Source organism: Chryseobacterium sp. FR048, assembly GCF_056844665.1.
In genome coordinates, this window is sequence record NZ_JBXDSE010000012.1 from 136,302 (window position 1) to 162,873 (window position 26,572).

The following is a 26,572-nucleotide window of genomic DNA, read 5'->3' on the forward strand; positions in this document are numbered from 1 at the left end:
TAAATTTGAGATACAAAAATACGCATTAGAAGTTAGAAGCTGGAAATTGAGAGTTAGATTTTTGCTATCGCTATAATTTAGAAGTTAGATGCGGGAAATTAAAAGCAAAAAATCGTAATTTTCAAATGAGCTTATTTTTCAAATTTTCAAATTAAAACTATGGCACTTATAAAAGAACTTTTAGGGAAAATACCACAGATCGGAGAGAACACATTTTTAGCGGAGACAGCTACTATTATTGGTGATGTTACCATGGGAAGAGACTGCAGCGTCTGGTATAATGCTGTGATCAGAGGAGATGTTCACTACATTAAAATGGGGGACAAAGTAAATGTTCAGGACAATGCCATGCTGCACTGTACCTACCAGAAACACCCTTTGAATATCGGAAATAATGTTTCTATCGGGCACAATGCTATCGTTCACGGATGTACGATCAAAGACAACGTTCTTATCGGAATGGGAGCAATCGTGATGGATGACTGCTTAGTGGAAGAAAATTCTATCGTAGGAGCAGGTTCAGTGGTGACTCAGGGAACGCATATTAAATCCGGAGAAGTCTGGGGTGGTGTTCCGGCAAAAAAAATTAAAGATATTAACGCTCAGTTATTGGAAGGAGAAGTGAACAGAATTGCAGATAATTATGTGAAATACTCTTCATGGTATAAAGAAAATGTAAAAGATCACCAGTTATAATCTGTTGTTGGGTGAATCAATAGCCAATTTGCTGGCTTATCAATTTTTTTGAACTAAAGTTGATCATTGACATTGATCAGAATATACATAAAACGCTCTGTCCTGAGACAGAGCGTTTTTCGATTTGATAGGGAACCTTTGCTTTATTTTTAATCTTTGTCCGGGGTGATGAGTCTGATCTTTCCCTTGATACATTTGAGAGAAGTAGGAGTGGGAATAACCGCACAATCGGACATGATATTATATTTTTCGTTAAAAACCCTTACTTTATCCGTATAGTCATTGACTCTGGCTAAGAAAGAGGCTTGTATTTTTTTAGGATAGGCAATATACTGCTGAGGTCCGCCGCATGATTTTGCTCCCATTGGCGTAAATGCCCAATCGCCTGCATCATTACATTCCAATCCGTTTACTTCAGATTCAATAGATGCCTTTAATTTATCCAGCTGAGCCTGATCATACTTCTGGCTGTCTTCATCAGCGGGTCTGTTGGCAATATCTACAGGAAGATTGGTATTCAGATTCTTCGATGTATTGCAGGAAACCAGACTCATTGTAGTACATAATACTAAGGCTGGGATAGATCGTAAAATTTTTTTCACAGTAGACTTTTTTCTTTTTAAGAATTTTCAAAACTTATGCCAAGGTAAGAAATTCAAATTCATTTCCGTATTTTTGACAACGATGAACAATCATTTTTTTGACTTATTAGAGTATACCAGCAGAAGTGTTTTTCTGACCGGGAAAGCCGGGACGGGGAAAACGACGTTTCTTAATGATTTTGTAAAGCGGACAAAGAAAAAACATATTGTTGTGGCTCCTACGGGAATTGCTGCGATCAATGCAGGGGGAGTTACCATCCACTCCATGTTTGGTTTGCCGTTGAGAACCTTTCTTCCTACTACAGAAAGGATAGATACCAGTTTGGCAAATAATATTGCCGATCTGATGCCTCATTTCAAATACAGAAAAGATAAACTCAAACTTTTAAGAGAAGTTGAGATCATTATTATTGATGAGGTTTCCATGTTGAGGGCTGACGTGCTGGATATGATGGATTTTTCCTTACGGTTTATCCGAAGAAATAACCAAAGATTTGGTGGGGTACAGATGCTGTTCATCGGAGATTTATATCAGCTGCCACCGGTGGTGAGGGATGAACATATTCTGAAAATGTATTATAACTCGCCTTTCTTTTTCGATAGCCATGCCATCAAAGATATTCCGATCGTTACCATTGAGCTTACAAAGGTTTACCGTCAGTCTGATGAAGAATTTTTGGAGATTCTGAATGCGATTCGTGACGGTGATGTAGCCAATATCGATTTTGATCACCTTAATAAAAGGTATGATCCTGATTTTGACATGGGAAAAGAATCGTATGTCTATCTGTGTTCTCACAATAAGATGGCAGATGAGATCAATCAGGAAAAGCTGGCGGAAATAAAAGTAGATGCCGAAACCTATGAGGCGAAGCTTGTAGGAGATTTTAAGGAAAACCAGTTCCCTAATGAGCAGTTTCTTGAATTGAAAATCGGTGCTCAGATCATGTTTATCAGAAATGATGTTTCCGGAGAAAAGAAATATTTTAATGGGAAGCTGGGTGAAATTATCGGTCTGGATGAAAATGAGATCCGGGTAGTTCTGGATGAAAGCGAAAGGGAGATTGTTGTGAAAAGGGAAACCTGGGAGCAGAAAAAATACTTCCTTGATACCGATAAAAACATTCAGGAAGAAGTACTGGGAAGCTTTGAACAGTTTCCGATAAAACTTGCCTGGGCCGTTACCATTCATAAAAGCCAGGGACTGACATTTGATAAAGTAATCATTGATGCCGGGAAAAGTTTTACTGCCGGGCAGGTATATGTCGCTTTGTCCCGATGCAGAACGCTGGAAGGGATTGTCTTAAAATCAAAAATCACTCCTGAAGTGATCTTTAAAGATGACAGGATTCGACATTTCCATACGGATACTGTGGCCAATGACCATGTGGAAGCCATTCTGAATCAGGAGAAGTATGACTACAGCATCAGAAAAGTACTTCGTACGGTAGATTGTTTATGGTTTTTAAAAGAAGTTGAAGAATGGAATAATCTTTCGATTGTTACCAAAAATTTAGACCACGTTAAAGCCAAACAGCTGTATCTTCAGTTGAAACATGAGGCTGTAAATCTCGGAAAGATTTTTGAAAAACTAGAGCGTGTGATTTTTCAGAAGGTCAATAATTTTATTGCACAGAAAGAAGAGTGGTCAGAAATTGAAAGCAAATCAAAAGGAGCGGTTAATTTCTTCTTTACAGAAACCCGAAATAAAATATTCGATCCGTTGAAAGATTTTTATGCTGAAATCAAAGGAGCTAAAGGTTTGAAGCAGTATAACGAAGAATTTAAAAGCTGGCTGGAAGATATAGAAGAATATTTAAATAACCTGAAAGACGTTCATCTTCTTGATACGAAACTTTTAGATGAAAAGAATGATAAGGAAATCAGTCTTAAAATTGCAAAAGTTCCGTCCCAGGTATTGACGTTCCAGTTATTTGAACAAGGGAAGACCATTGGAGAAATTGCCCTGGAAAGAGGTTTGGTAAAAGAGACCGTGATCGGGCATCTTGCCAAATTTGCAGAGCAGGGATTACTGGATATTTCGAGAGTGATCACCTCAGATAAGATCAAAGCTTTTGAAACGGAATTCTACAAAAATCCGCACGAAACTTTAACCGAGTGGAAGAATGCACTGCCAAGTAATTTTGAATTTAATGAGATCAGGATTTTGATCAATCACTATAACTACAAAAAAGAAAAGAATTCATAACGAATTCTTTTCTTTTTATATCAAGGTTTCTTTTAAGGATACATCGCATTGATGGTATTAATATCTCCGGTTGTGAAGCCTGTTCTGCTGTAAGTGAAAGTGGTGTTATTGGCTCTTTTAATGGTCGGCTGTCCGTTTTTAGAATAAGAATTAGGCCAGTACATCATGACTGAATTGATGTTAAAAGGACCGATGTCTGTTCCCGAACTGTAAATATTGAAGTTATAAGCCTGCCCATCCTGAATATTGCCCCATTGGATGCTCAGATACTGATCTCTGTCTTTACGGCAATGCTCGTGATAAAGTCCTACGGTATGCCCCATTTCATGAATGACGGAACCTACGGAAATGTACTGATCCAGAGAAATTGTCTGTTTTCCTCCCTGATACCCGATATGAGCCCATCCATCTGATCCGGATGAACTACCGAAGACAAATTCTACATAGCTGGACTGATTCGTTCGGGGAATCCACTGTGTGTTGGTTTTGCTATTATACTCATTCACTGCACTGGTGATTTTATTGGCGTTAATAGAGCCCATATTACTGGCAACAGTATAATAAACTTTACCGCCTGGCCATCTTGAAAAGCTGGCGCCGCCTTTATTGGCTGCATTCCCTTCTGCAAGCTGTTGATCAGAAAGAACAATGTCACCTTGGAAAAAATTCAGCCCGTCCTTTTTGACATAGGTGATAGGCTGTCCGTTGAGCTGCCCTTTTCTGACTTCTTCTTTTGGGGAAGACGAATTTGTTGCTATTTCATCGTTGCTTTTATCACAAGAAGATAGAAAGGCAACTGCCATAAAGCTTAAACACATCATTTTAATGGCCGATGCCTTGGTGTAAAAAAATACTTCAGATTTTGTTTTCATATTATTATTTTAAAATGGTTGGTGAATACGAATATAATAAATATTTCTCTTATTAATGAATTAATTTTATTAAAATTTAAATATTATTGACAAGTTTTGAATAGAAGTGAACCTGTCTTAGAGTTTAGAAATGAAAAAGGTTTTGACGGTAGCTTGTCAAAACCTTTTATTGTCGGAAAAATTTTAAACTTCTAAGGCAAATTGCCTGTTGATGCTGCCAAAGAAAATAGCAGAACTGCTATTAAAATTTTGAATAATATTGATAATGAAAATATTGAGCACACCGAAGATCGTATGAATTGGTAATCAGGTGATCAATTTCATCAACCAGAGTATGCATCTTTTTTATCCTGTCAATTTTATTTTGTCCCAGAGATTCAAAATCAATTGCACTTTCATCTTCGATAATCTGTCTTAAAGTCTGGATATAAAGTTTCTTTTGTTTTGAAATATCATACTGATCGGTATCTTTTTCTTTATCAAGTGAAAGCAGATAGACTAAATATTCTGCATATGCTGGAATTCTGTATCCCTGATGGCCAAAATAGGTGCCTCCGTAGGCAATATAGCCAAATATTGAATTGATATTAGAGAAAATAGCCGTAAGTTTCTTACGTTTCTCGGTATATTTTTCAGTTCCATTTCGCTGTTTTAAAAAATAAGTATATAAAGTATAATACTGATCTTGTCCTGCTTCACTTCCAAATTCTGCATTGTTGCCAAAACAAAAATAAAGTCTGTCAGGATTCTCAGGGAGATCATTGACAAATTCAGGATGTTTATCGATCAATTCATTGAATTTCTTTTTACTATACTTAATGGTATCATCATTTTCTGTGGTGATGGCTACCGTATCCAATTTTGTGTAATACTTTGAATCAGGATTTTTACCAGAAGTATCTTCCTCTATATTTTTAGAAGTACAACAGATTAAAGATTCTATAGAAAACAGAATTAAAAATACTTTTTTCATAGAATTGTGGAGATTAAAATTATCACATTAACTATTAGTAATCACATCAAAATATAATTTTACATTATCCTAATGTTGATCTCTTTTAGAATGATACCTTATAAATCTATTTTCTCTGTCTTCAAGTTCATGAGGCATATCAATAAATTCACCTGCGATTTTCGTGGCATCTTCTTCTTTAGCATAGAAAATAATCTCGTAAAGATTTTTATGAACTGTGATTCCGGTGATTTTAATATCAGCAATTTTCAGTATTTTCTGGATGATCTCAACCATTAAGTTCTGCAGGTTGGCATCATCATTTTCAACATCATCAAATTTTTGTAGTTCTACATACCAGCACCAGCTAAAAGTGCTTTTCTCCGGATCATCTATAACGTTTGTATTGATCCATAATTCAAAAGGCAGATCGTTGACCGTAAGTATTCTTCGTGTGAACTCTACTTGTTCTTCCATAAGTTGATAAGTTATTAGTGATTCAAATATAGAAAAGATAATGAATAATTAAGAGAGCGTTTAATTTTTTCTTCATATAAAGTTTCATATGTACTCCAATAACTAAATGATCATTTCCAATAGTTTTTCCCTGAACTTACCAATAGATCCTATTAATTACAAAAAGTAACTAATACGATTCAGATGTTTTAAATTTGTATGGTTTTTAATACCACCCGAAAGAAGGAGATTTTACATCACCTTTAAAAAAATAACATCTCAATATGAAAAATTTTGAAATTTCTGTTTTAGACCTTGCACCGGTAAAGCAGGGGAAAAGCATTCATGATACATTTCAGGACAGTCTGTCCTTAGCCAATCACGCAGAAGGTTTAGATTATAAAAGATTCTGGCTGGCGGAACATCATAATATGGAAAGCATTGCCAGTTCTGCAACCTCTGTTTTAATTGGTTTTATAGCCAACGGAACAAAAACAATCAGAGTTGGTTCCGGAGGAATTATGCTTCCAAATCACAGTTCTCTGATCATTGCTGAACAATTCGGTACTCTGGAATCCCTGTTTCCCGGAAGAATTGATCTTGGGTTGGGAAGAGCACCCGGAACTGATGGATTGACGGCACAGGCTTTAGGAAGAAATCCTGCAATAATTAACGAACAATTCCCAAGACAGATTCTGGAGCTTCAAAGGTATTTTTCCAAAGAGAATGCAGATGCAATGGTGCGTGCGATTCCGGGAGAAGGGCTGGATATTCCGCTTTATATTTTGGGATCAAGCACAGATAGTGCCTGGCTGGCTGCTGAACTTGGATTGCCTTATGCCTTCGCAGGGCATTTTGCTCCTGAGCAGATGGAAATGGCTTTTAAAATCTACAGAGAACACTTCCAGCCTTCAGAATATGCGGAAAAACCTTATATCATTGCCTGTGTAAACGGAGTTGCAGCAGAGACTTCTGAAGAAGCGCATAAAATTTCCACTACTTTATTCCAGGCATTCATCAATATTGTAAGAAACGACAGAAAACCTTTCGCACCACCGGTAGATGATATGGATGACATATGGTCACCTATGGAAAAATCGATGGTTTTGCAGAAACTAAGGTATACTTTTATAGGAGATCAGGCTGAGGTACAGGAAAAGCTGAGAGACTTTCAGGAGAGATTTAATGTGGATGAGCTGATGATCAATTCGCATATTTATGACCATCAGAAAAGACTGAGATCTTACGAGATTTTCAGGGAAGCTGTGAAGTCTTTATCCAAAGCGTAATAAACCATTCATATTAATTGGCAGATGCTTATTTTTATGAGTATCTTTGCACAAATAAAAAGTAAAGATGTCTGATATTAAATTAAATACTATTCCGGAGGCTATCGAAGACCTTAGAAATGGTAAAATAATCATAGTAGTAGATGATGAAGACAGAGAAAATGAAGGAGATTTTCTTTGTGCGGCGGAACTGACAACGCCGGAAATTATTAATTTTATGGCTCTTCACGGAAGAGGACTGATCTGTATGCCGCTTCCTGAAAAAAGATGTGATGAGCTTGGGCTTGAAGTAATGGTAAGCAGAAGCAGCGATCCTAAAGAAACTGCTTTTACCGTATCTGTTGACCTTTTGGGGAACGGAACTTCTACAGGTATTTCTGCAGGAGACAGAGCAAAAACCATTTTAGCTTTGATGGATGAAAAATCCAAGCCTACAGATTTCATGAGACCTGGCCACATTTTCCCGCTTCGTGCAAGAAAAGGAGGGGTACTAAAAAGAGCTGGGCATACAGAAGCTGCAATTGATCTTACCCACCTGGCAGGATTGAAAGAAGGCGGAGTGATCTGTGAGATCATGAATGAAGACGGTACTATGTCCCGTTTGCCGGACCTTCAGGTTCTCGCACAGAAACATGATATGAAAATCGTTTCTATCGAAGATCTTATCCATTATCAGCTTAAAAAAGGAAACCTTGTTGAAAGACTTGAAGAGAAAAAAGTAAAAACGCACTATGGTGAGTTTGATTTTTATGCTTTCAGAGAAACTTCCAATGATCAGATCCACTTTGCTTTAACGAAAGGAGCATGGACGGTAGATGAACCGGTTTTGGTGAGAGTACAGTCTTCCGATTCTTATTTCGATGTATTGACAAGATTGAATAACGGTGAAAAACCATTATTGGAAAAAGTAACCAATATGGTCAATGAAGCAGGAAAAGGAGCGATCATCTTTATCAACAACGTTTCAAATTCTGAAAATACATTAAGAAAACTTCAGCAGTTCCTGAACTATCAGGACGGACAGGAGCAGCATCCTACGTTAGCATATAACTACAGAGATTATGGTATCGGAACACAGATTTTAAAGAATCTGGGAATCAATAAATTTAAAGTAATCACTCAAAACCCTAATATTAAGCCTCAGGTTGGAGGATATGATGTAGAGGTTACCGAGTTGGTACAATTATAATAAATAGTAATTGGCTTTACGGCGAATAACTATCTACAATAAGACATAAAAGGTTTAGGATTTTTCTAAACCTTTTTTTATTTTTAGATCATGACTGAGTCTTTAAAAAAACACATTAAGGAATATATAGAAATTTCTGAAGATCATCTGGATAGGTATTGTCATGCTTTTCAGCTTCAGAAAATAAAGAAAAAAGATTTTCTTTTAAAAGAAGGAAACATCTGTGAATTTGAAGGATTTGTTGTCAGGGGATGTTTTAAGGTTTTCCATACCCACCACAATGCCGTTGAGCAGATCCTGTATTTCGGGGTTGAAAACTGGTGGATTTCGGATATAGACAGCTTTATCAACAGTATTCCTTCAAAGCTCAATATTCAGGCTCTGGAGGATAGCGAAATTCTTTTGATTTCAAAAAAGGATAAAGAAAGATTTTATCAGGAAATGCCGGAAATTGAAAGGCTGATGCGGCTCAAGTTTCAGCGGTCAATCATTGCCTTACAGCGTAGAATTATTGATAATCTGAGCAAACCCTCAGACGAAAGGTATCAGGATTTTCTGAAAGATTATCCTCAAACGGCTCACCGTCTTACGAATATTCAGATTGCGGCTTATCTTGGCGTTACTCCGGAATTTATCAGCAGAATCCGCAGAAAGATCGTTAATAAAACTTAATTGATAGTTTTAATCATAAAAGGCACAATTTTTTAAACACTTCAGTTACTTTTAAGGCACAAACTTTATAGATATTAAGTACAGTTAAGTTCTTGAAAATCTTCTGTGAACTTCTTATATCATATGATTGTACGCTTTCTTAAGCGAACTGAAGTGTTTAAAATTGCTTTTGTATCTTAATCCAGAAGGGTGATTTCGTCAAAGTTTCTGAAACCATTCAGAAAATCTTTCACATTCATTCTTTTTTTACCTTCCAATTGAAGCTCCTGTGGATAATAAATTCCGTCTTCTGTATAGATTTTAAATTCATTTTTTGAAATCTCCAGTGTTGCGGAATTTTGTCCGTGATCTGAAAGTTCAAATCTTCCCCCGAATATTTTTAATCCTTTTTCTTCATCTCCTATTTTTAAAGTAGTGAAAGCAGCAGGATAAGGAGACATTCCAAGGATAAACTGGTGAATCGTTTTTGAAGGAGCATTCCAGTTGATTCTGGTATCTTCTTTAAAGATTTTATAGGCATTTTTAGGCTCTGCAACCTGGGGCTGAGGCTTTTCTTCAATTGAATTTTCTGACAGGCCATCTAATGTTTTAACAACCAGCTTAGAACCCATTTCCATCAATCTGTCATGAAGGCTTCCTGCATTTTCATCCAATAAAACTTCCATTTCTTCCTGAAGCAGGATGTTTCCTTCGTCAATTTTTTCATTGATAAAGAATGTAGTGGCTCCGGTTTTCTCTTCTCCATTGATGACCGCATAATTGATTGGGGCTGCTCCTCTGTAATCCGGAAGCAAAGAAGCATGCAGATTGAATGTTCCCATTTTAGGCATTTCAAAAAGAATTTTGGGCATCATTCTGAATGCTACTACAACGAAGACATCGGCATCCAATGCTCTAAGCTCTTCTAAAAACTCAGGATTTCTTAATTTCTCCGGTTGAAAAACAGGAATATTATTTTCTGAAGCATAGACTTTGACAGGTGACTGATGAATTTTCTGTCCTCGTCCGCTGGCTTTATCAGCAACCGTTACTACTCCTACAACATGATGGTGAGATTGGTGGATAGCCTCCAAAGAAGTTTTGGCAAACTCAGGAGTTCCTAAAAAAACAACTTTCAATGATTTCATGATGCAAAGATAAGTTTTTGATTTGAAGTGGGAGAGGGTTTGAGGGTTTGAGAGTGAGAGGGTGGGAGCGTATGTGTTGAGTAAAGATATTAGGCCTTATGATTGGGTTTTTAACTTCGATTGGGATTACTCATTACTCATTACTGATTACTCATGATTAAGCATATACGTTCTGAAGTTCAGCATTCTTACTTTTCCGGAATCTAAAAGGAAGATCAGGTTTTCCAGAATGTTTTCTTTAGAATGGTAGCTGAGCTGTATGGAAAGTTCTTCGATAGTAGAAGGTTTCTTTGCCAACAGGTTGATGATCTGCTGGGAAATATTTTTTCCGAAAATAGATTGTTTATTCTTTTCACAGACAGAGCAGTGACCACAGTTCTTCGAGTTTTTCTCTCCAAAATAGGCAAGAATCAGTTTCATTTTGCAATAGCTGCTGTTTTCGGTATAAAACTTCATTTCTTCCCATTTCTGGATTTTATTTTTCTGTATATGTTCAAATAATTTCCAATACGCGCTGCTCACCGCTCTTTCATCACGGGGTTTCAAAAATTTGATACTGGACAGGGCACCATCTATATATTCAAGATAATTTTTCTGTTGAAGTTCTTTCAGACGTTCTTTGATTAAAGGAATGCCAACATTGATCTTATTGCTTACTTGCTGCTCACTGAACATCACTTTATGAGTTGTGATTCCTGATATAGTACGGAAAAGAAGCTCTATGAAATAAGCATCCTTCTGCGGCAATTGGTCTATTTCATCAGATTTAATGAAAAGTTCCAGTGAGGAGAGGCTTTTATTGTCGTTGTAATAAATGATCTCCTGGTTGTGCAGAAAGTTGAGAACATTGTTGATCTTTGCTTTCGACAGCTTTGTAAAATTCTGTATACCGATGGCATTCAGCTGGAAGGTTTTTTCCGGCAGTTCAAATTCCGCTACTTGGAAAATGGAGTAGAGGTAGCTGATAATTTTCAAAAACTCTGCTTTATTGGGAATCTGATTTTTTAAGATCTGATCAAAATTCAAAAGTTCCTGTTTGTTCCAAAGCATGAATGCAAAACTTTCTTTTCCATCTCTTCCGGATCTTCCGATCTCCTGATAGTAGTTTTCTATAGAGGCGGCAGGGGAGTAGTGGATCACAAACCGGACATTGTCTTTGTCGATACCCATTCCGAAAGCATTCGTTGAGATCAGAACATGATTGTCACTATTGTTCCAAAGTGTTTGTTTCGCATTTTTCTCCTTGGCAGTAAGACCTGCGTGAAAATAATCGACATTTTTCAGTTGATTTTTTTTCAGAAATTCAGCAAGCTGCTCCGCCTCTTTTCTGGTTCTTACATAGACAATTCCCGAGTCGTTATTATATTTTAAAATATCGAAGACCCTTTGAAATTTATCAGAAACTTCTTCTGTAAAGATTCTGATGTTATTTCTTTTAAAGCTTTTCTGAAAAACGGCTGGATTTTTAAGCTCCAGTTTATTTTTAATTTCTTCCAGTACTTTGGGAGTTGCTGTAGCAGTTAAAGCTAAGCAAGGTATTTCAGGATTACTGCTTCTGAAGCCTTTTATATTCTGATAGCTTGGACGGAAATCCTGCCCCCATTCCGAAATACAGTGCGCTTCATCTACTGCAATAAATGACAGTTCAATTTCTTCAATATTTTGTAGAAATTGAGTATTGGTCAATCTTTCAGGAGAAATATAAAGCAGTTTTGTAAGCCCTTCTTTACATCGGTTGTAAATTGCTTCAGCATCGTATTCATCAAGTTCAGAAGACAGATATTCTGCTTCTATACCTCGGAATTTCAACTGATTGACCTGGTCCTTCATTAAGGCCAATAAGGGAGATACTACCAGGCAGGTTCCTTCTTTCAGCAAAGCGGGTAACTGATAACACAATGATTTTCCTGCTCCTGTAGGCAAGAGTACCAGAGTGTCTTTTTCGTTGATTACGGCATTGATGATTTCTTCCTGAGAATCCCTGAAGCCGGTATAGCCCCAGAAATACTTAAGAGTATCATATTTTAGCTTTTGAAAATCCTGTGGAGTAATCATGTTGTAAAAATAAGGAAAGTATGATAACAAAAAAAGTCACGCAACGCGTGACTTTCATATAATAAATTAATACGTTTATTATTTAGCTTCGAAGTATACTCTTCTGTTTGCTCTGTTTTTCCATTCAGGACATTTCGTTGCTGGCTCACACTCAGGGTATTTAAGGTCTTTTTTACCTTTACCTATTGCATTGATTTTACCAGATTGAACGCCATTTTTGATCAGATAATTCTTAACGTTGTTGGCTCTTCTTTCAGATAATTTTTGGTTGTATGCATCAGTACCTCTTGTATCTGTAGCTCCGATTACACTATAAGAACCGTTTGAAGAGTTGATATAGTTCACCGCATTGTTTAGAATTGGAGTATTTGATGGAAGAATTCTGTCTGAGTTCAGATCAAATTCAATTCCGTCCAATTTAGTTTCTGTTTCTATTACAGGTCCTGTTGTTGCTACCGGACATCCGTTGTTTTCAACAGGCCCAGGAACAGTCACACACTTATCGTAAAGGTCAATTACACCGTCTAAGTCTGTATCAAGGGCAACTCCGGCACCATCCACTCTTGCTCCTGCAGGAGTGTCAAGCTGTCTGTCCCAATCATCACAAACTCCATCGTTATCAGCATCTCCTTTTTTACAAACTTCAATATCCTGGTTTTTATTAGCCAGTACATCCAGTTTGTAATAGATTTCCTGTAATGGGTCATGCCACATCAGGTGAGATTCGTGTTTTCCAAGTTTTAAAGAAACACCCAGGGTCGCATTGAAGAAGTTATCAGAAATCTGTGAAGAATTTCTGTTGACAGCGCTGTATGGATCACCTCCACCGTCAAATGTATCATCACCTGTTACCACATACATCAATCTACCTTCAAGATCGATTCTGTTGTTTACTTTGAATTTAAGACCTGTACCAGCCTGCATGAACAATGAACCTAGTTGGAAAGGCTTTACTTCTGTCATAAGCTGTTGTCCTGCACTTGTTTTCTGATAGGCTCTGTAAGCGATAGTACCGATACCTGCATATCCGTGAAGTGCCCATCTGTAAGGAGAATGATTGTCAACTCTTCTCAAAAGGTTAGAAAAGTTAATATCTCCTAAGATTGAGATCGCATCATACTGAGTTCTACCAGCTACTGCGTTGGCATCAGGTGCAGCATCTTTAGTATTGAACCATCCTTGTCTGGTTTCACCTCTGTCGTATTGTAGGTTGATCCCAAATGCATGGGTAATCGCTTTATCAATACTTACATAAGCTGAATATCCAAAAAGGTTTTTACCGTTACCATTTTTGATAGAGGTCAAATCTGCTGACTGAAGAAGTGGAACACCAACCCCTGCAGAGATAGACCAGTCATTAAATCTTTTCGATTTATTGGTGAATGGGGAAACATTGGCAGACCCTGAAGAAAATGTATTAGGGTACTCTCCTTTTGAAACTGCCGTTGAGTCTTGTGCATAGCTGGCAGTAGGTACAGCCAAGGCTAAAGCAACAATTGCTAAACTTAATTTCATAGTGTTATTTTTTTAAGTTAAGTTATTTTAAATGATTTTTTACGCTAAAAAGTGATTTTTGTGTTATTTTTTTCAAAACAATTAAGCTGATATTCAGTTGAATTGATAGCTATTGGCCTGAAAATGATATAAAGGTAGGTAAAAAATTTCGTAGTAGAAAAAAATTAAACCGAAAAGACAAATTCTTTTCGGTTTAATGGAATTATAACTAATTATTTTTTCTTTTTCTTAGCCGGTGCTTTTTTTACCGGTTTTTTCACTGGAGCATCTTCATAATCTTTCTTTTTGATAGCATCCCATTGTGAACTTTCGATAAATCTTACCGTAACTTTTCTGTCTGCCATTCTTTCAGCATCTGAAGCTGAAGCAGGAATAGTAGCTTCTGCAGAGCCTACACCTCTTGATTTCAGAACGTTTTCGCTGATTCCTCTGGTCTCTAAAGCACTTACTACAGCAGCAGCTCTTTCTTTAGATAATCTTAGGTTGTAAGCAGCACTTCCTTTGATGTCTGTATGTCCTGTTAACAAGTAGTTACCTCCATTTTCTTTAATAATTGAAGCAGCCAGATCAAGTTTTGAATTAGATTCAGGTCTGATTGTCGCTTTATTAAAGTTGAAGTAAATGTCTTTAAGTGTTTTTTCTACTTCTTTAGCAGTCTCGTTGTTATCTTTTTTCTCTATAGGACAACCGTTGTTTTCAACAGGTCCAGGAACAGTCACACACTTGTCGTAAAGATCAATTACACCGTCTAAGTCTGTGTCAAGGGCAACTCCGGCACCATCTACTCTTGCTCCTGCAGGAGTGTCTAGCTGTCTGTCCCAATCATCACAAACGCCATCGTTATCCATATCTCCTTTTTTACAAACTTCAATCTCCTGTTTTTTGTTAGCCAGTACATCCAGTTTATAATAAATTTCCTGTAATGGGTCATGCCACATCAGGTGAGATTCGTGTTTTCCAAGTTTTAAAGAAACACCCAGGGTAGCATTGAAGAAGTTATCGGAAATCTGTGAAGAATTTCTGTTAACTTTACTATATGGATCACCTCCACCGTCAAATGTATCATCACCTGTTACCACATACATCAATCTACCTTCAAGATCGATTCTATTGTTTACTTTGAATTTAAGACCTGTACCAGCCTGCATGAACATTGAACCTAGCTTGAAAGGTTTTACCTCTGTCATAAGCTGTTGTCCTGCACTTGTTTTCTGATAGGCTCTGTAAGCGATTGTACCGATACCTGCATATCCGTGAAGTGCCCATCTGTAAGTAGAATGATTGTCAACTCTTCTCAAAAGGTTAGAAAAATTAATATCTCCTAAGATTGAGATCGCATCATACTGAGTTCTACCAGCTACTGCGTTGGCATCAGGTGCAGCATCTTTAGTATTGAACCATCCTTGTCTGGTTTCACCTCTGTCGTATTGTAGGTTGATCCCAAATGCATGGGTGATCGCTTTATCAATACTTACATAAGCTGAATATCCAAAAAGGTTTTTACCGTTACCATTTTTGATCGAGGTCAAATCTGCTGACTGAAGAAGTGGAACACCAACCCCTGCAGAGATAGACCAGTCATTAAATCTTTTCGATTTATTGGTGAATGGGGAAACATTGGCAGATCCGGAAGAGAAAGTATTGGGATATTCTCCGTTGGATGTTGTCGTTGAGTCTTGTGCATAACTTATGGCAGGAACTGCTAAAGCTAAGGCAACAATTGCTAAACTTAATTTCATCGTGTATTATTATTTGATTTTTTTCTTAAAGGAAATGTTTTTGGTTTTCTGTATTATTTAACCGGACATCCGTTGTTTTCAACTGGTCCTGGCACTGTTACGCACTTGTCGTAAAGGTCAATAACGCCATCAAGGTCCATGTCTAAAGCAACCCCAGCACCATCTACTCTTGCTCCTGCAGGAGTATCAAGCTGTCTGTCCCAATCGTCACAAACTCCATCATTATCAGCATCTCCTTTTTCACAAACTACAAGATCAGTAGACGCATTTTCTAAAACGCTTGTTCTGTAGTAGGCTTCCTGAAGAGGATCATGCCATGCTAAATGAGATTCATGTTTTCCTAATTTGAAAGATGCTCCTAAACTTACTGTCCAAGCGTTATAAGATCTTCTGTTGTTAAGAATAGTGTATCTGTTTTGTGAGGCCACAGGTTGAGCAGGGTCATAGCTTGAGTTATTGTATCCGCTACCATCAAATGCCTGTTCACCACTTATGATATACATCGTTCTGGCTTCAAGGTCAACAAGTTTTGAAACGTTATACTTTAGTCCTAAACCTACCTGATAGTATATGGAATTAATAGCAAGATCCTGTTTTACAAATAAAGGAACTCTTTTAGGAACATCGCTCCATCTGTTCTGATCATTGTCATGCAGAGAAGTTCTGTATCCCTGAAGTCCAATTCCCGCATAACCATGGAAAGCCCATCGGTATGGAGAATGATTATCCACTCTTCTTAATAAGTTGGAAAAATTAATGTCTCCCAATAAAGCAATCTGGTCAAATTGAGTCGTAGCAGTAGCCACTCCCGCAGCTATACCCGGAGCTCCTGGAAGTTGCCCGGTTTGTTTCGTTTCTCCTCTTGTATACATAAGGCTTAATCCGAAAGTATGAGAGATTTGTTTATCAATACTTACGTAAGCGTTATACCCCCAATTGATCTTATCTTTACGGATAGATTTCAGGGCAGAATGAACCATAAATGCAGGACCTCCTCCAACGGAAATAGACCAGTCTCTGAAGCGTCTGGCTTTGTTGTCGAAAGGCTGTACATTAGCTGATCCTGAAGAAAAGGTATTAGGATACTCAGTTGAAGAGTTTACTGTAGTGCCGCTATTCTGAGCGAAAGCAGCAATCGGCAAGGTTGTAGCCAATAATAATAAACCTAATTTCATACAATATGTTTTATGTTTAAATAAAATCTCTTAATAATATTCTGGAAAAATCCCTTTCAAAAAGATGTTTTTTATGAGGGATTTCTAATCTTTCTGATGTAAAGTTTAATTCATTATACTTAATGATGTCAATATCTATAATCCTGTCGGTATAGCCTCCGGATACTTTTGAATCATTAATTCTTCCCATTTCCACTTCAATGTTCTTAATACAATCAAGCAATTGAATTGGTGAAAGATGCGTGAATATTATTGTTGCAATATTACAAAAAATATTGGAACTGGCAAATTCTACGGGATCCGACATTAAAAATTCGCTGGTTTGTGAAATTTGGTTTCCTGCGTCACTTATTTTCTGTAATGCAAGCTCTATATTTTTTTTTTGATCTCCAAGGTTACTTCCTAGTAACAAAACTACCTTATGCTGCGACATATTGGAAAATTGATTGATTTATGAGAAGTTTCTTTAAAAATGTTTTGGCAAATATAGTAGCAATAATCATACTTTGCGCCGTATTTTTCATCTTTTTCATTATGATGCTTGTGTTCAGTGCTATGGGGAATGATAAGTCTGTGACGGTGAAAAAGAACTCGGTTCTTACGATTAATTTAAAAACAAATATCATAGACAGTCCTACTGAAGAGGAAATGGGATTGTTTAATATAGGGAGCCAAAACAAAAACGTTCTTCTTTATGATGCTATTGAAGCGATTAATAAAGCTAAGACTGATGACAATATTAAAGGGATAAGCATTGAAGCTGACGATCTGAATGCGGGTCTTACTCAGATTGATGATCTTAGAAGTGCTATTGAGGATTTCAAGAAAAGTGGAAAATTTGTGTACGCTTACGGTAACGGAGTTTCGCAATCCGCTTATTATCTGGGATCGGTAGCAGACCAGTATTATCTTCATCCTGCGGGAGGGATAGAATTGAAGGGACTTTCTACTGAAGTGACTTTCTTCAAGGATTTTGCTGATAAATATGGAATTGGAATTGAAGTGATCCGTCACGGTAAATTCAAATCTGCTGTAGAACCTTTTTTAAGAAATGACATTTCACCTGAGAACAAAGAGCAGCTAAGTACTCTTTTGAATGATCTTTGGAAGAATACTTCCAATAAAATGGCAGCTTCAAGAAAGATTGATACCGCTCAGTTCAGAACGATTGTTGATAGTTTATACGGAATGATTCCTGAACAGGGATTAAAATATAAGCTTGCGGATAAACTGATTCAGAAATCTGAATATGATGATCTTCTTAAAAACAAATTGAGTCTGAAAGAAAAAGAAAAGCTGAACAAAGTCTCTTTGGCTAATTATATCAGTTCTTATGCTGAAGAAGATCAATCCGGAGAAAAAATTGCTGTATTGTATGCTTCAGGATCTATCAATAATGGTGATGGATATAATGATATTCAATCTGAGAAATATGTAAAATACATTAAAAAACTTCAGGAGGATGATAAAGTGAAAGCGGTAGTTTTCAGAATCAACTCTCCGGGAGGAAGTGCCAATGCTTCAGATGAAATCTTATTTGAGCTGCAGAAGCTGAAAAAGAAAAAGCCTGTGGTGGTTTCTTTCGGTGATTATGCGGCATCAGGAGGATATTATATTGCAATGGCAGCGGACAAAATCTATTCGGAGCCTAATACGCTTACCGGTTCTATCGGAGTTTTTGGAGTATTACCTTATTATAAGGATGTTGCTAATAAAAACGGTATCCGTGCAGATGTGGTGGCTACGAATGCTAACTCTATGTATTATTCAGGTTTGAATGGGGTTACCCCTTACGGTGTTAATATGATGACCAGAAGTGTAGAAGGTACTTACAAAAGATTTGTACATTTCGTGACTCAAAACAGAAAGCAGACTTTCGAGCAGATTGATAGTGTAGGAGGGGGTAGAGTATGGAGTGGTGTCCGTGCAAAACAGATTGGTCTTGTAGACGAACTGGGAACTTTGAATGATGCAGTAAAATTTGCGGCACAGAAAGCTGGATTGAAATCATATCATGCGGAAGGTTATCCTAAGAAAATGTCACCGTTTGAGCAGCTGTTCAAAGATCTGAATGAAGAAGATGTTTCTGCGAGAATCATTAAAAATAAAATTGGAAAATCCAATTACGAGATCTTACAGCAGATCACAGACAAAAAGCTGCAGTCTGAAGTGAAAATGGAAATGCCATATCAGATCAGAATCAACAACTAACTAAATTTATATATTGTACACAGAAATCCCGGACCTGAGTTTCAGATCCGGGATTTTATTTTTTATAAGCGTTACAATTAGCTTTTCTTGGTGGCCATTCCGTAAATCCAGAGGATGATTAAAGCTCCTCCTATTGAAAGAATCCAGCTTCTTGGATTCCAGAAGGAAGTAACATCTCCCCAGTGTAGAATGTAAACTCCAATAGCTCCTCCTACAAATGCGCCTAAAATTCCAAGGATAATGGTGATTAGCCATCCGCCTCCCTGAGTTCCAGGCATGATCATTTTAGCAATTGCTCCAGCAATAAGACCGAATAAAATCCATGTTATAAATCCCATAGTTGCAAATTTTTTTATTGTTAATATTTAAAAATGATTTGTTTACTAATGTAAGGGAAAACATGATATAAATCATCTTTTCTTGAAGAATGAGTCTACAAATTCCGTACCATTAAACAGCTGTAGATCCTGCATTTTTTCACCGACTCCGATATATTTTACAGGAATCTGAAACTGATCGGAGATACCGATTACAACACCTCCTTTTGCTGTTCCGTCCAGTTTGGTTACTGCCAAAGCATTTACTTCCGTTGCTGCTGTAAATTGTTTTGCCTGCTCGAAAGCATTCTGTCCTGTAGACCCGTCAAGAACCAATAAGATCTCATGAGGAGCATCAGGAATTACTTTCTGCATTACTCTTTTGATCTTGGAAAGCTCATTCATCAGGTTGATTTTGTTATGAAGTCTTCCTGCGGTATCAATGATGACCACATCAGCATTTTGGGCTACGGCACTTTGTACGGTATCAAATGCTACAGAAGCAGGGTCAGAACCCATTCCCTGTTTTACAATAGGAACGTCCACTCTTTCACTCCAGATGGTAAGCTGATCAACAGCAGCTGCTCTGAAGGTATCTGCTGCTCCGAGAACTACTTTTTTACCTTCTGATTTGAACTGATGGGCCAGCTTTCCGATAGTGGTTGTTTTTCCTACTCCGTTTACTCCTACCACCATGATGACATATGGTTTTTTGGACGTATCAATATTTCCAGTACCCGCATGTGGATTTTCAAGCAGCAATCCGGAAATCTCTTCACGAAGAATAGTATCAAGTTCGTTTACCCCAACATATTTGTCTCTGGCAACACGCTCTTCAATTCTCTCTATGATCTTGATCGTAGTAGAGGCACCTACATCAGATGCGATCAGTACTTCTTCCAGATCATCCAGGACTTCATCATCTACTTTACTTTTACCGACTACGGCTTTCGTCATTTTTTCAAAGAATCCCTGACTGGATTTTTCCAATCCTTTGTCTAAAGTTTCTTTTTCTTCCTTTTTGAAAATATTTTTAAACCAACTCATAGTTTTAGTTTATTCTTATTTATTTTTAATCACTGCTGTGGCTTCCACTTCTATAAGGACATCATCTCTGAAAAGCCGGCTCACTTCCACAAGGCTGCTTACAGGAGGAGTTTGTGTATTGACATGCAAATCCCTTACTTTTCTGAAATCCGGAGTTTTGGAGATGTCTGTAATAAAGATACCTAATTTTACAATATCTTTTCCGGTACCTCCATATTCCTTCAGGATATTCTCTATATTTCTAAAGACCTGATGCGTCTGTTCCTCTACAGTCTTTCCCACCAGATTGCCTTCAGAATCTAAAGGAACCTGCCCGGATAATAAAATCATTTTAGAACTTCCACAATCAATGCTTACCGATTGTGACAGTCCTTGGATGCTGAAAACTTTTGGCGAACTTTTATATTCTGTAGGGTTCATTGTTTTCTGACTGAATGAAAATAGAAAAGTTACGGTGCAAACCAGAACAAGAATCTTTCTCATACATTATTGATTAATAATCTGGTGCACAAAGATAACAAAAAAACTACCCAAAATATGAGTAGTTTTTTATATTGTAAACAAAGTACGGATTATTTTTTCAAATAACCATCAACTTCGTCAGCATTCATTACTTTTTCTTCGAAAACGTAAGCTCCTGATTTAGAAGACTTCACCATTTTCACCACTTTAGTCATTTTTTTAGACCCAGTTTGTAGGGTTGCTACTACTTTCTTTGCCATGGTAAGTTATTATTTATAAATTACTTAATTTCTTTGTGAAGGGTAGATCTCTTAAGAACAGGATTGTATTTTTTCAATTCCAATCTCTCTGTAGTGTTCTTTTTATTTTTTGTAGAAATGTATCTAGACATTCCTGGCATACCACTTTCTTTGTGCTCTGTACATTCAAGGATTACTTGAACTCTATTTCCTTTTTTTGCCATGATTTATTAATTCTTTTTAATCAATCCGTTTCTAGTAGCTCTTTCAATAGCTTCCTCGATTCCAATCTTGTTAATCACTCTCAATCCATGAGCTGATACTTTCAGTGTTACGTGCTTATCCTGCTCCGGAAGGTAAAACTTCTTCTCTAATAAGTTAATTTCAAAACGACGCTTCGTTTTGTTATTAGCGTGAGAAACGTTGTTACCAACCATTGCACGCTTTCCTGTTATTTGGCAAATTCTTGACATATCTCGATGTTCTTATTTGTATAATATTTGAGAGTGCAAAATAACGAAGAATTTTTTAGATAGACAAATCTTTTGGAAAATATTTGCAAATAAGTGGCTGATTAATAATATTGAATTTTTAAAATATCCGAATTTCCGGGATATACCAGATAATCAGTGCTGATATATTTCATACAGGCTTTTTTCCAACAAGAAAATTTAATATTCTATCTTTGTTTTTAATTAATCTAAATAAAAATAATATGAAGAGGATTTCTATTTTATTGTCGATGCTCCCAATCTGTCTCGCCGCACAGAACTTTACGGAAATACAGACCGGCATGAAAAATTTTTACTATTCTGCCGCTGATATTGCTGATATAGACAACAACGGAACATTGGATATTGTACTGAACGGAGCAATAGATTCAGACGGGGACGGGAATGTAGACAGTACCTATAATGAGGTATATCAGAATAATGGGACAACATTGGTGCCCTATGCTGATCTGGGTGGAGATGTGACTCACCTGGGAGATATAAAATTTATCGATTATAATAATGACGGTCTGATGGATATTGTTTCCACAGGGCTTAGCTATATGGATATTGTGAATTATAAACAGTATCGTTTTAAAAATACAGGAACGGGATTTGTGAAAGAAACTGAGCTTCCGGGAAAGGTTTACGGATCATTGGAAGTTTTTGACTTCAATCATGACGGAAAACCGGATTATGCGCTTAATGGGACTCAGTATGCTCATGGAAACGGGTTCAAGAATACATTGGATTACTATAAAAATACAGGAGCAGGTTTTGATATGACCGAGAACTGGGTGGATGGAACTCAAAACGGAAGTTTTAAAGTCGTTGACCTTAATAACGACCAGCTTCTGGATCTTGTGATCATAGGATCTGATATTGATGGCAGCCCGGTTTCAAAAGTATACATGAACCAGGCTGGAGTATTGACTCATACCCAGGATCTTCCACCGATGTCTGTAGGGAAAATTGATTTTGCAGACTTTAATGCTGACGGATTTCAGGATATAGTCGTAATAGGCAGTGATGAGAATGATGAAGGTTATTTTGCAGTGCTGATGAATGATGGAACAGGAACGCTGACGCCACATCAGATTGCAGAAAACGATATTTCTGATGCCACGCTTAGCGTAGGAGATCTTAATAATGATGGCTATTATGATTTTATTATCTCAGGAAATAAAAATTATAATGCAGTTGTGAAAACTTATTTGTATACCCCTTCCAGTCAGAGTTTTGTAGAAGGTACACTGGCTGGAGTAACGGAACTGGGAGGCCCGGGACATGTTCATTTATTTGATTTTAATAATGATCATCATCTGGATATTCTGCTGGGTGGATTCGACTGGAATTCTGCTGATTTACCTTCACTGGCAAAAGTTTTTAAAAATAATTCTACAGAAGTCAATTTAAAACCAACTCCGCCTACTCAACTCAACTTAACAAAAAATGGAAACAGGTTCAATTTTACCTGGAGCGGGGCAACAGATGATAAAACACCAGTAAATGCTTTACAGTATGAAATAACAGTAGGAACTACTCAGGGAGCTCAGAATATTGCCAAATATGTAGTAACGACTCCTTCATGGTTCCTGGACCTTGATCCGGCCATAGAAACAGTATACTGGAGTGTAAAATCAATTGATGCCTCAAAAACGTATTCTGACGCTTCTACGAATGGTACACTGGGAGTGAAAGAAGGAAAAACAGCAGCAAAACTGGTCATTTATCCGAACCCTGTAGCTGATAAAGTATATATAAGAGGAGAAAAAGTTTCCGAAGTTGAAATGTATTCAATGGATGGAAAAAGACTGAATGTCAACCTAAGTGGAGACCAGACTATTGAAGTGTCCCACTTGCCTAAAGGTGTATATCTATTAAAACTGAAGATAAAAAACGAAATAACCACAAGAAAACTTACGATTAAGTAATTGAATCAATTCTATCTTCTATCAATGAGAAAAGCCAGACGTCCAGCTGGCTTTTCTCTTTTTTTTGGAATAAAATCTAGTGTCTTCAATATTATTGATCACACAGATTTTGTGTTATTCGTTCAGAAATTTGTGCAATTAATGTTTAAAATTAGGCTTTCTTTGTTTTCTTTTTGAACCATTCAATAAGATAATAAAACAGTAAAAATCCTAAAGCAAACAGGGAAAACCTTGAAAGAAGATCACCCGCTCTGGTATAGAACGTCATCGTATCGTACAGGTTTACTTTGGCAAACAATGCTGTCTGATCTCCATAAAAAGTATCAGCCATGATTTCACCTTTTGCATTGATGTGGGCAGAAATTCCACTGTTGGCAGCACGGGCAATTTCTCTTCTGGTTTCAATAGCTCTTAGTTTGGCGTAAGATAAAAGCTGTTTGTGTCCTTCCGTAACTCCCCACCAGGAATCGTTGGTCATAATACCTAAGAAATTGGCTCCCTTTTTTACATAGTCTGTCACAAACTCACCATAAATACTTTCATAGCAGATGATAGGGGCCAGTTTACCTTTATTGTAAGGATTTGAAAAAGCAACTCTTTCTTTATCTGTCCCCAGAGAGGCTACAGTTCCACCCAGATTCAGCATCGCATCTCCTAAAAGTGGTTTTAAAACACTCATATAAGGGAATATTTCAACACCCGGTACAAGTTTTCCTTTATGATAAGCCTGTACTTTCTGATTGGGAACAAGTTGAATAGCGGTATTGTAGCTGCTCACCCAAACCCCACTGTTGATCTGATATGCCTCTTTAGGCAAGTCAGCAGGATTATAATAAAAACGGTGTGAAGAGATTCCTGTTGCAAAGACAGATCCCGGATGTTTGGTCAGAAATTCTTTAATATTGTTTAAAAGCAAGCTCTTTTCAAAAGCGGTTTCAGAGATAGAGCCTCTGCCGGGAAGGGCTGTCTCCGGTGCCATATAATAATCTATTTTTCCCGTTGAGTTTTTCTCAGCAAGTGCCAGCAGATCCTGTTCAATCGTAAGACTGTCTTTGGAATATTTTTCAGCATAAGGATCAAGATCAGGTTGCAGCATCAGTACATTGACCTGTCCGGTTGGTTTTTCATCAAAATTATTGTATTTGATCACTGAAATAATCATCGGAAGTACAATGAAAGCGGCAACAATAGATGAATTTCTAATCAGATCTTTTTTCTTTCTGCCCGCTTCCCATGTTCTCACCGTATAGAAAATCAAGACATTGATCAGGAGAATCCAGAAACTTCCTCCGGTTGCTCCCAGGGTATCATACCACTGGATCAGTTTAGGATATTCTGAAAATACATTCCCTAAGTTCAGCCACGGCCACGTCAGTTCCCAACCCAGATGGAATTTTTCAAAACTCATCCAGATAGCAATTAAAAATCCAAGACCCCAATAGGTTCCCTGGGCATTTTTGTACCAATGATAACACTGAAATACCAATGAATAGAGAAGGGAGTTGACCAAAACCGGGAATACAACAGCCATTAGAGAATGGCTTCCGTCAGGATTTTTAGAACCATATAGCCATCCTGTAGTCACTATATTCCAGATCACAAAACAAAGGTAAGACAGCCAAAAGACGATCCAGCCTTTTCTTTTATAATCTGAAAATTTTGAAATTCCATGTTCCATCATCAGAAGCGGAACAAGAGCGAAAAATATAAAAAACGGAACCCCATAAGTTGGCCATGAGACCGACAGCAGCATTGCTGAAATAAGTGTAAGCAGAACGTATTTCATTAAATTATTTTAATACACAAATTTAATGTTTTTGAAATGAATATATTAGCACCAGATGTTAAAGAAAATTTATAAAGCTGTTATTCTACCCTATACTTTATTTTTGCTCTACCTGATGTTTCTGGGAATGGGCCGTTTTCAGTATGAAGATAATCTTATTACTGTGGAACCTGTGTTTGCGACCATTAAATTTATTCAGGGCGCTAAATCATGGAAAGATATCGTAGTTATTGTAGTAGGAAATGTCGTCATGTTTGTTCCTTTTGGCTTTCTGGGATGGGTTTTTCCAAAACTGAATGATTTTAAGACCCTTATCTTTACATTTATCTCAACCATTGTCATCGTGGAAGCCCTCCAATACTTTACAAGAATGGGGATCTTTGAGATAGATGATATTATCCTGAATACTTTCGGGGTGTATCTTGGATGGAAGATATGTAGGTTTATTGAAAAGCGTCTTAGCTATTGAGTTCCTTAGCCCGTTTTTCTGCATTAAGGATTCCCTGCTTTAAAATTTCTTTGAAACTGTTATCTTCAAAAGTCTTTAAAGCGGCCTCTGTAGTTCCGCCTTTGGATGCCACATCTTTGATCAGTTCTTCTAAACTTTTATCAGAATTGTTGATCAGATGATAAGCACCCAGCATGGTCTGTTTTACAAAAAGCTTGGAAAGGTTTTCTTCAATTCCCATCTCAATTCCTGCTTTGATCATTGCATCAATGATATAGTAAAAATAAGCAGGACCGCTACCAGATAGAGCTGTTACACCATCCAGAAGCTCTTCATTTTCCAGATAGACCGATCTTCCGGTACTGTTGAGTAATCTTTCGATATTGATTAACTGGCTGAAAGAAATTCCTTCCGCAGCCGTATACCCTGTAATTCCCATTCCCAAAAGAGTAGGAGAGTTGGGCATAGCCCTTACTACCGAAGGATGTTTGAGTAGGTTTTGAATTTTTTCAATATTGATTCCCGCCATGATGGATAAGATCATCTGGTTTTCTTTCAGTGTAAAACGGATGTTTTGAGCTACTGTCTGAAAATCCTGAGGTTTTACAGCGATAATGATCAGGTCAGCATCCAGTTCATTTACTTCATCAAAAGTGGAAACGGTTGATTTGGGAAATTCTTCTGCTATTTTGGATATTTTTTCCTGACTTCTGATAATCAGGTGAAGATGTTCAGGTTTGATAAGTTCGTATTTCAGGAATGATTTTGAAAAAGAAAGCCCCATATTTCCGGCTCCAAGAATAGCTATTTTCATCTTTATTGTAATTTTTTAGCTAAAATAAGTATTTTTCTGGGGATGAGAGATGGTTTATGATAAAGTATTGCTGCTGGGAACCACAAATGGTAAAGTTTTTTTAAGGATAAGAAAATAGAGTAGGCTAAGTAAGAGTAATGCAGTTTTTTATTGCCACGAATGCCTTTAGATTTGCAAAAGGATTTAGTAATAAATTAGATACTAATTAAATTCTGAAGAACCAGAGAAAATAAAGTGAACTAAACGAATGCATAGAAACGAACTATTTCGTGTAT

26 protein-coding genes are annotated in these 26,572 nt (G+C 37.1%); 8 read left to right on the forward strand and 18 right to left on the reverse strand.

Going from position 1 to position 26,572, the window contains the following annotated elements; translation table 11 throughout:
- Positions 1 to 159 precede the first annotated feature (159 nt).
- Positions 160 to 696: a gamma carbonic anhydrase family protein gene (locus AC106K_RS25605; protein WP_047096633.1), complete on the forward strand. Its 537-nt coding sequence runs from the start codon at positions 160 to 162 to the stop codon at positions 694 to 696.
- A gap of 149 nt (positions 697 to 845) precedes the next feature.
- On the opposite strand, the gene AC106K_RS25610 is transcribed toward AC106K_RS25605, so the two are convergent.
- Positions 846 to 1,298, reverse strand: coding sequence for a hypothetical protein (locus AC106K_RS25610; protein ID WP_482448427.1), 453 nt, complete (start codon positions 1,296 to 1,298; stop codon positions 846 to 848).
- Positions 1,299 to 1,380: 82 nt separating this feature from the next.
- On the opposite strand from AC106K_RS25610, the gene AC106K_RS25615 reads away from it, so the two are divergent.
- Positions 1,381 to 3,507 carry a helix-turn-helix domain-containing protein gene (locus AC106K_RS25615; protein WP_482448428.1) on the forward strand — a complete coding sequence of 709 codons (2,127 nt, stop codon included), beginning with the start codon at positions 1,381 to 1,383 and terminating at the stop codon, positions 3,505 to 3,507.
- Between the two features lie 32 nt (positions 3,508 to 3,539).
- On the opposite strand, the gene AC106K_RS25620 is transcribed toward AC106K_RS25615, so the two are convergent.
- The 3 genes from AC106K_RS25620 to AC106K_RS25630 all read right to left on the reverse strand — a co-directional run bounded on the left by AC106K_RS25620 (position 3,540) and on the right by AC106K_RS25630 (position 5,808).
- Positions 3,540 to 4,379, reverse strand: a complete 840-nt coding sequence (locus AC106K_RS25620; protein WP_482448430.1) for a M12 family metallopeptidase — start codon at positions 4,377 to 4,379, stop codon at positions 3,540 to 3,542.
- Positions 4,380 to 4,620: 241 nt separating this feature from the next.
- On the reverse strand, positions 4,621 to 5,352 hold the full coding sequence (locus AC106K_RS25625; protein ID WP_482448432.1) for a hypothetical protein: 732 nt from the start codon (positions 5,350 to 5,352) through the stop codon (positions 4,621 to 4,623).
- Positions 5,353 to 5,421: 69 nt separating this feature from the next.
- Positions 5,422 to 5,808 carry a hypothetical protein gene (locus AC106K_RS25630; RefSeq protein ID WP_482448434.1) on the reverse strand — a complete coding sequence of 129 codons (387 nt, stop codon included), beginning with the start codon at positions 5,806 to 5,808 and terminating at the stop codon, positions 5,422 to 5,424.
- Positions 5,809 to 6,071: 263 nt separating this feature from the next.
- On the opposite strand from AC106K_RS25630, the gene AC106K_RS25635 reads away from it, so the two are divergent.
- From AC106K_RS25635 to AC106K_RS25645, 3 genes are all read left to right on the forward strand, one after another.
- Positions 6,072 to 7,076 carry an LLM class flavin-dependent oxidoreductase gene (locus AC106K_RS25635; RefSeq protein ID WP_482448436.1) on the forward strand — a complete coding sequence of 335 codons (1,005 nt, stop codon included), beginning with the start codon at positions 6,072 to 6,074 and terminating at the stop codon, positions 7,074 to 7,076.
- Positions 7,077 to 7,143: 67 nt separating this feature from the next.
- Positions 7,144 to 8,265, forward strand: a complete 1,122-nt coding sequence (ribB, locus tag AC106K_RS25640; RefSeq protein WP_047096626.1) for a 3,4-dihydroxy-2-butanone-4-phosphate synthase — start codon at positions 7,144 to 7,146, stop codon at positions 8,263 to 8,265.
- A 90-nt stretch (positions 8,266 to 8,355) separates the two neighbouring features.
- Positions 8,356 to 8,937: a Crp/Fnr family transcriptional regulator gene (locus tag AC106K_RS25645; RefSeq protein ID WP_482448437.1), complete on the forward strand. Its 582-nt coding sequence runs from the start codon at positions 8,356 to 8,358 to the stop codon at positions 8,935 to 8,937.
- 176 nt (positions 8,938 to 9,113) lie between these two features.
- On the opposite strand, the gene fmt is transcribed toward AC106K_RS25645, so the two are convergent.
- From fmt to folK, 6 genes are all read right to left on the reverse strand, one after another.
- Entirely contained in the window at positions 9,114 to 10,064 is a 951-nt protein-coding gene (fmt, locus tag AC106K_RS25650; RefSeq protein WP_482448439.1) for a methionyl-tRNA formyltransferase, read from the reverse strand.
- A 147-nt stretch (positions 10,065 to 10,211) separates the two neighbouring features.
- Complete coding sequence (locus AC106K_RS25655; protein ID WP_482448440.1) at positions 10,212 to 12,119, reverse strand: RecQ family ATP-dependent DNA helicase; 1,908 nt, start codon at positions 12,117 to 12,119, stop codon at positions 10,212 to 10,214.
- A 78-nt stretch (positions 12,120 to 12,197) separates the two neighbouring features.
- Positions 12,198 to 13,634 carry an OmpA family protein gene (locus AC106K_RS25660; protein WP_482448442.1) on the reverse strand — a complete coding sequence of 479 codons (1,437 nt, stop codon included), beginning with the start codon at positions 13,632 to 13,634 and terminating at the stop codon, positions 12,198 to 12,200.
- 212 nt (positions 13,635 to 13,846) lie between these two features.
- Positions 13,847 to 15,373 carry an OmpA family protein gene (locus tag AC106K_RS25665; RefSeq protein WP_482448444.1) on the reverse strand — a complete coding sequence of 509 codons (1,527 nt, stop codon included), beginning with the start codon at positions 15,371 to 15,373 and terminating at the stop codon, positions 13,847 to 13,849.
- A 53-nt stretch (positions 15,374 to 15,426) separates the two neighbouring features.
- Entirely contained in the window at positions 15,427 to 16,548 is a 1,122-nt protein-coding gene (locus AC106K_RS25670; protein WP_482448445.1) for an OmpA family protein, read from the reverse strand.
- Between the two features lie 16 nt (positions 16,549 to 16,564).
- Positions 16,565 to 16,981: a 2-amino-4-hydroxy-6-hydroxymethyldihydropteridine diphosphokinase gene (gene folK, locus AC106K_RS25675; protein ID WP_047096619.1), complete on the reverse strand. Its 417-nt coding sequence runs from the start codon at positions 16,979 to 16,981 to the stop codon at positions 16,565 to 16,567.
- Positions 16,982 to 17,001: 20 nt separating this feature from the next.
- Between folK and sppA the strand changes: the two genes are divergently transcribed.
- The gene (gene sppA / locus AC106K_RS25680; protein ID WP_482448446.1) at positions 17,002 to 18,759 is read left to right on the forward strand and encodes a signal peptide peptidase SppA; all 1,758 of its coding nucleotides are present in this window, start codon (positions 17,002 to 17,004) and stop codon (positions 18,757 to 18,759) included.
- Between the two features lie 77 nt (positions 18,760 to 18,836).
- Here sppA and AC106K_RS25685 read toward each other — a convergent pair whose 3' ends face one another.
- The 6 genes from AC106K_RS25685 to rpmB form a co-directional block, all read right to left on the reverse strand.
- Entirely contained in the window at positions 18,837 to 19,097 is a 261-nt protein-coding gene (locus tag AC106K_RS25685; protein WP_047096617.1) for a GlsB/YeaQ/YmgE family stress response membrane protein, read from the reverse strand.
- A gap of 72 nt (positions 19,098 to 19,169) precedes the next feature.
- Positions 19,170 to 20,123: a signal recognition particle-docking protein FtsY gene (gene ftsY, locus AC106K_RS25690; RefSeq protein WP_065399143.1), complete on the reverse strand. Its 954-nt coding sequence runs from the start codon at positions 20,121 to 20,123 to the stop codon at positions 19,170 to 19,172.
- A gap of 15 nt (positions 20,124 to 20,138) precedes the next feature.
- Positions 20,139 to 20,606 carry a RidA family protein gene (locus AC106K_RS25695; RefSeq protein ID WP_185287671.1) on the reverse strand — a complete coding sequence of 156 codons (468 nt, stop codon included), beginning with the start codon at positions 20,604 to 20,606 and terminating at the stop codon, positions 20,139 to 20,141.
- Between the two features lie 89 nt (positions 20,607 to 20,695).
- Positions 20,696 to 20,845: a DUF4295 family protein gene (locus AC106K_RS25700; protein WP_065722020.1), complete on the reverse strand. Its 150-nt coding sequence runs from the start codon at positions 20,843 to 20,845 to the stop codon at positions 20,696 to 20,698.
- A gap of 20 nt (positions 20,846 to 20,865) precedes the next feature.
- The gene (gene rpmG / locus AC106K_RS25705) at positions 20,866 to 21,048 is read right to left on the reverse strand and encodes a 50S ribosomal protein L33 (protein WP_027373683.1); all 183 of its coding nucleotides are present in this window, start codon (positions 21,046 to 21,048) and stop codon (positions 20,866 to 20,868) included.
- A gap of 6 nt (positions 21,049 to 21,054) precedes the next feature.
- Positions 21,055 to 21,297, reverse strand: coding sequence for a 50S ribosomal protein L28 (gene rpmB, locus AC106K_RS25710; RefSeq protein ID WP_002976757.1), 243 nt, complete (start codon positions 21,295 to 21,297; stop codon positions 21,055 to 21,057).
- Between the two features lie 242 nt (positions 21,298 to 21,539).
- Between rpmB and AC106K_RS25715 the strand changes: the two genes are divergently transcribed.
- Positions 21,540 to 23,249, forward strand: coding sequence for a T9SS type A sorting domain-containing protein (locus AC106K_RS25715; RefSeq protein WP_482448447.1), 1,710 nt, complete (start codon positions 21,540 to 21,542; stop codon positions 23,247 to 23,249).
- Between the two features lie 151 nt (positions 23,250 to 23,400).
- On the opposite strand, the gene lnt is transcribed toward AC106K_RS25715, so the two are convergent.
- Positions 23,401 to 25,035 carry an apolipoprotein N-acyltransferase gene (lnt, locus tag AC106K_RS25720; protein WP_482448448.1) on the reverse strand — a complete coding sequence of 545 codons (1,635 nt, stop codon included), beginning with the start codon at positions 25,033 to 25,035 and terminating at the stop codon, positions 23,401 to 23,403.
- A 55-nt stretch (positions 25,036 to 25,090) separates the two neighbouring features.
- Here lnt and AC106K_RS25725 point away from each other — a divergent pair, with 55 nt between their 5' ends.
- Positions 25,091 to 25,504 carry a VanZ family protein gene (locus AC106K_RS25725; RefSeq protein ID WP_482448449.1) on the forward strand — a complete coding sequence of 138 codons (414 nt, stop codon included), beginning with the start codon at positions 25,091 to 25,093 and terminating at the stop codon, positions 25,502 to 25,504.
- Here AC106K_RS25725 and proC read toward each other — a convergent pair.
- Positions 25,494 to 26,297: a pyrroline-5-carboxylate reductase gene (gene proC, locus AC106K_RS25730; protein ID WP_482448450.1), complete on the reverse strand. Its 804-nt coding sequence runs from the start codon at positions 26,295 to 26,297 to the stop codon at positions 25,494 to 25,496. The two genes, AC106K_RS25725 and proC, sit on opposite strands and share 11 nt — an antisense overlap.
- Positions 26,298 to 26,572: the final 275 nt, after the last annotated feature.

Coding starts and splice junctions, on each gene's coding strand:
- AC106K_RS25605 (WP_047096633.1), top strand. CDS start 160: ATGGCACTTATAAAAGAACTTTTAGGGAAAATACCACAGATCGGAGAG.
- AC106K_RS25615 (WP_482448428.1), top strand. CDS start 1,381: ATGAACAATCATTTTTTTGACTTATTAGAGTATACCAGCAGAAGTGTT.
- AC106K_RS25620 (WP_482448430.1), bottom strand. CDS start 4,379: ATGAAAACAAAATCTGAAGTATTTTTTTACACCAAGGCATCGGCCATT.
- AC106K_RS25625 (WP_482448432.1), bottom strand. CDS start 5,352: ATGAAAAAAGTATTTTTAATTCTGTTTTCTATAGAATCTTTAATCTGT.
- AC106K_RS25630 (WP_482448434.1), bottom strand. CDS start 5,808: ATGGAAGAACAAGTAGAGTTCACACGAAGAATACTTACGGTCAACGAT.
- AC106K_RS25635 (WP_482448436.1), top strand. CDS start 6,072: ATGAAAAATTTTGAAATTTCTGTTTTAGACCTTGCACCGGTAAAGCAG.
- ribB (WP_047096626.1), top strand. CDS start 7,144: ATGTCTGATATTAAATTAAATACTATTCCGGAGGCTATCGAAGACCTT.
- AC106K_RS25645 (WP_482448437.1), top strand. CDS start 8,356: ATGACTGAGTCTTTAAAAAAACACATTAAGGAATATATAGAAATTTCT.
- fmt (WP_482448439.1), bottom strand. CDS start 10,064: ATGAAATCATTGAAAGTTGTTTTTTTAGGAACTCCTGAGTTTGCCAAA.
- AC106K_RS25655 (WP_482448440.1), bottom strand. CDS start 12,119: ATGATTACTCCACAGGATTTTCAAAAGCTAAAATATGATACTCTTAAG.
- AC106K_RS25660 (WP_482448442.1), bottom strand. CDS start 13,634: ATGAAATTAAGTTTAGCAATTGTTGCTTTAGCCTTGGCTGTACCTACT.
- AC106K_RS25665 (WP_482448444.1), bottom strand. CDS start 15,373: ATGAAATTAAGTTTAGCAATTGTTGCCTTAGCTTTAGCAGTTCCTGCC.
- AC106K_RS25670 (WP_482448445.1), bottom strand. CDS start 16,548: ATGAAATTAGGTTTATTATTATTGGCTACAACCTTGCCGATTGCTGCT.
- folK (WP_047096619.1), bottom strand. CDS start 16,981: ATGTCGCAGCATAAGGTAGTTTTGTTACTAGGAAGTAACCTTGGAGAT.
- sppA (WP_482448446.1), top strand. CDS start 17,002: ATGAGAAGTTTCTTTAAAAATGTTTTGGCAAATATAGTAGCAATAATC.
- AC106K_RS25685 (WP_047096617.1), bottom strand. CDS start 19,097: ATGGGATTTATAACATGGATTTTATTCGGTCTTATTGCTGGAGCAATT.
- ftsY (WP_065399143.1), bottom strand. CDS start 20,123: ATGAGTTGGTTTAAAAATATTTTCAAAAAGGAAGAAAAAGAAACTTTA.
- AC106K_RS25695 (WP_185287671.1), bottom strand. CDS start 20,606: ATGAGAAAGATTCTTGTTCTGGTTTGCACCGTAACTTTTCTATTTTCA.
- AC106K_RS25700 (WP_065722020.1), bottom strand. CDS start 20,845: ATGGCAAAGAAAGTAGTAGCAACCCTACAAACTGGGTCTAAAAAAATG.
- rpmG (WP_027373683.1), bottom strand. CDS start 21,048: ATGGCAAAAAAAGGAAATAGAGTTCAAGTAATCCTTGAATGTACAGAG.
- rpmB (WP_002976757.1), bottom strand. CDS start 21,297: ATGTCAAGAATTTGCCAAATAACAGGAAAGCGTGCAATGGTTGGTAAC.
- AC106K_RS25715 (WP_482448447.1), top strand. CDS start 21,540: ATGAAGAGGATTTCTATTTTATTGTCGATGCTCCCAATCTGTCTCGCC.
- lnt (WP_482448448.1), bottom strand. CDS start 25,035: ATGAAATACGTTCTGCTTACACTTATTTCAGCAATGCTGCTGTCGGTC.
- AC106K_RS25725 (WP_482448449.1), top strand. CDS start 25,091: ATGTTAAAGAAAATTTATAAAGCTGTTATTCTACCCTATACTTTATTT.
- proC (WP_482448450.1), bottom strand. CDS start 26,297: ATGAAAATAGCTATTCTTGGAGCCGGAAATATGGGGCTTTCTTTTTCA.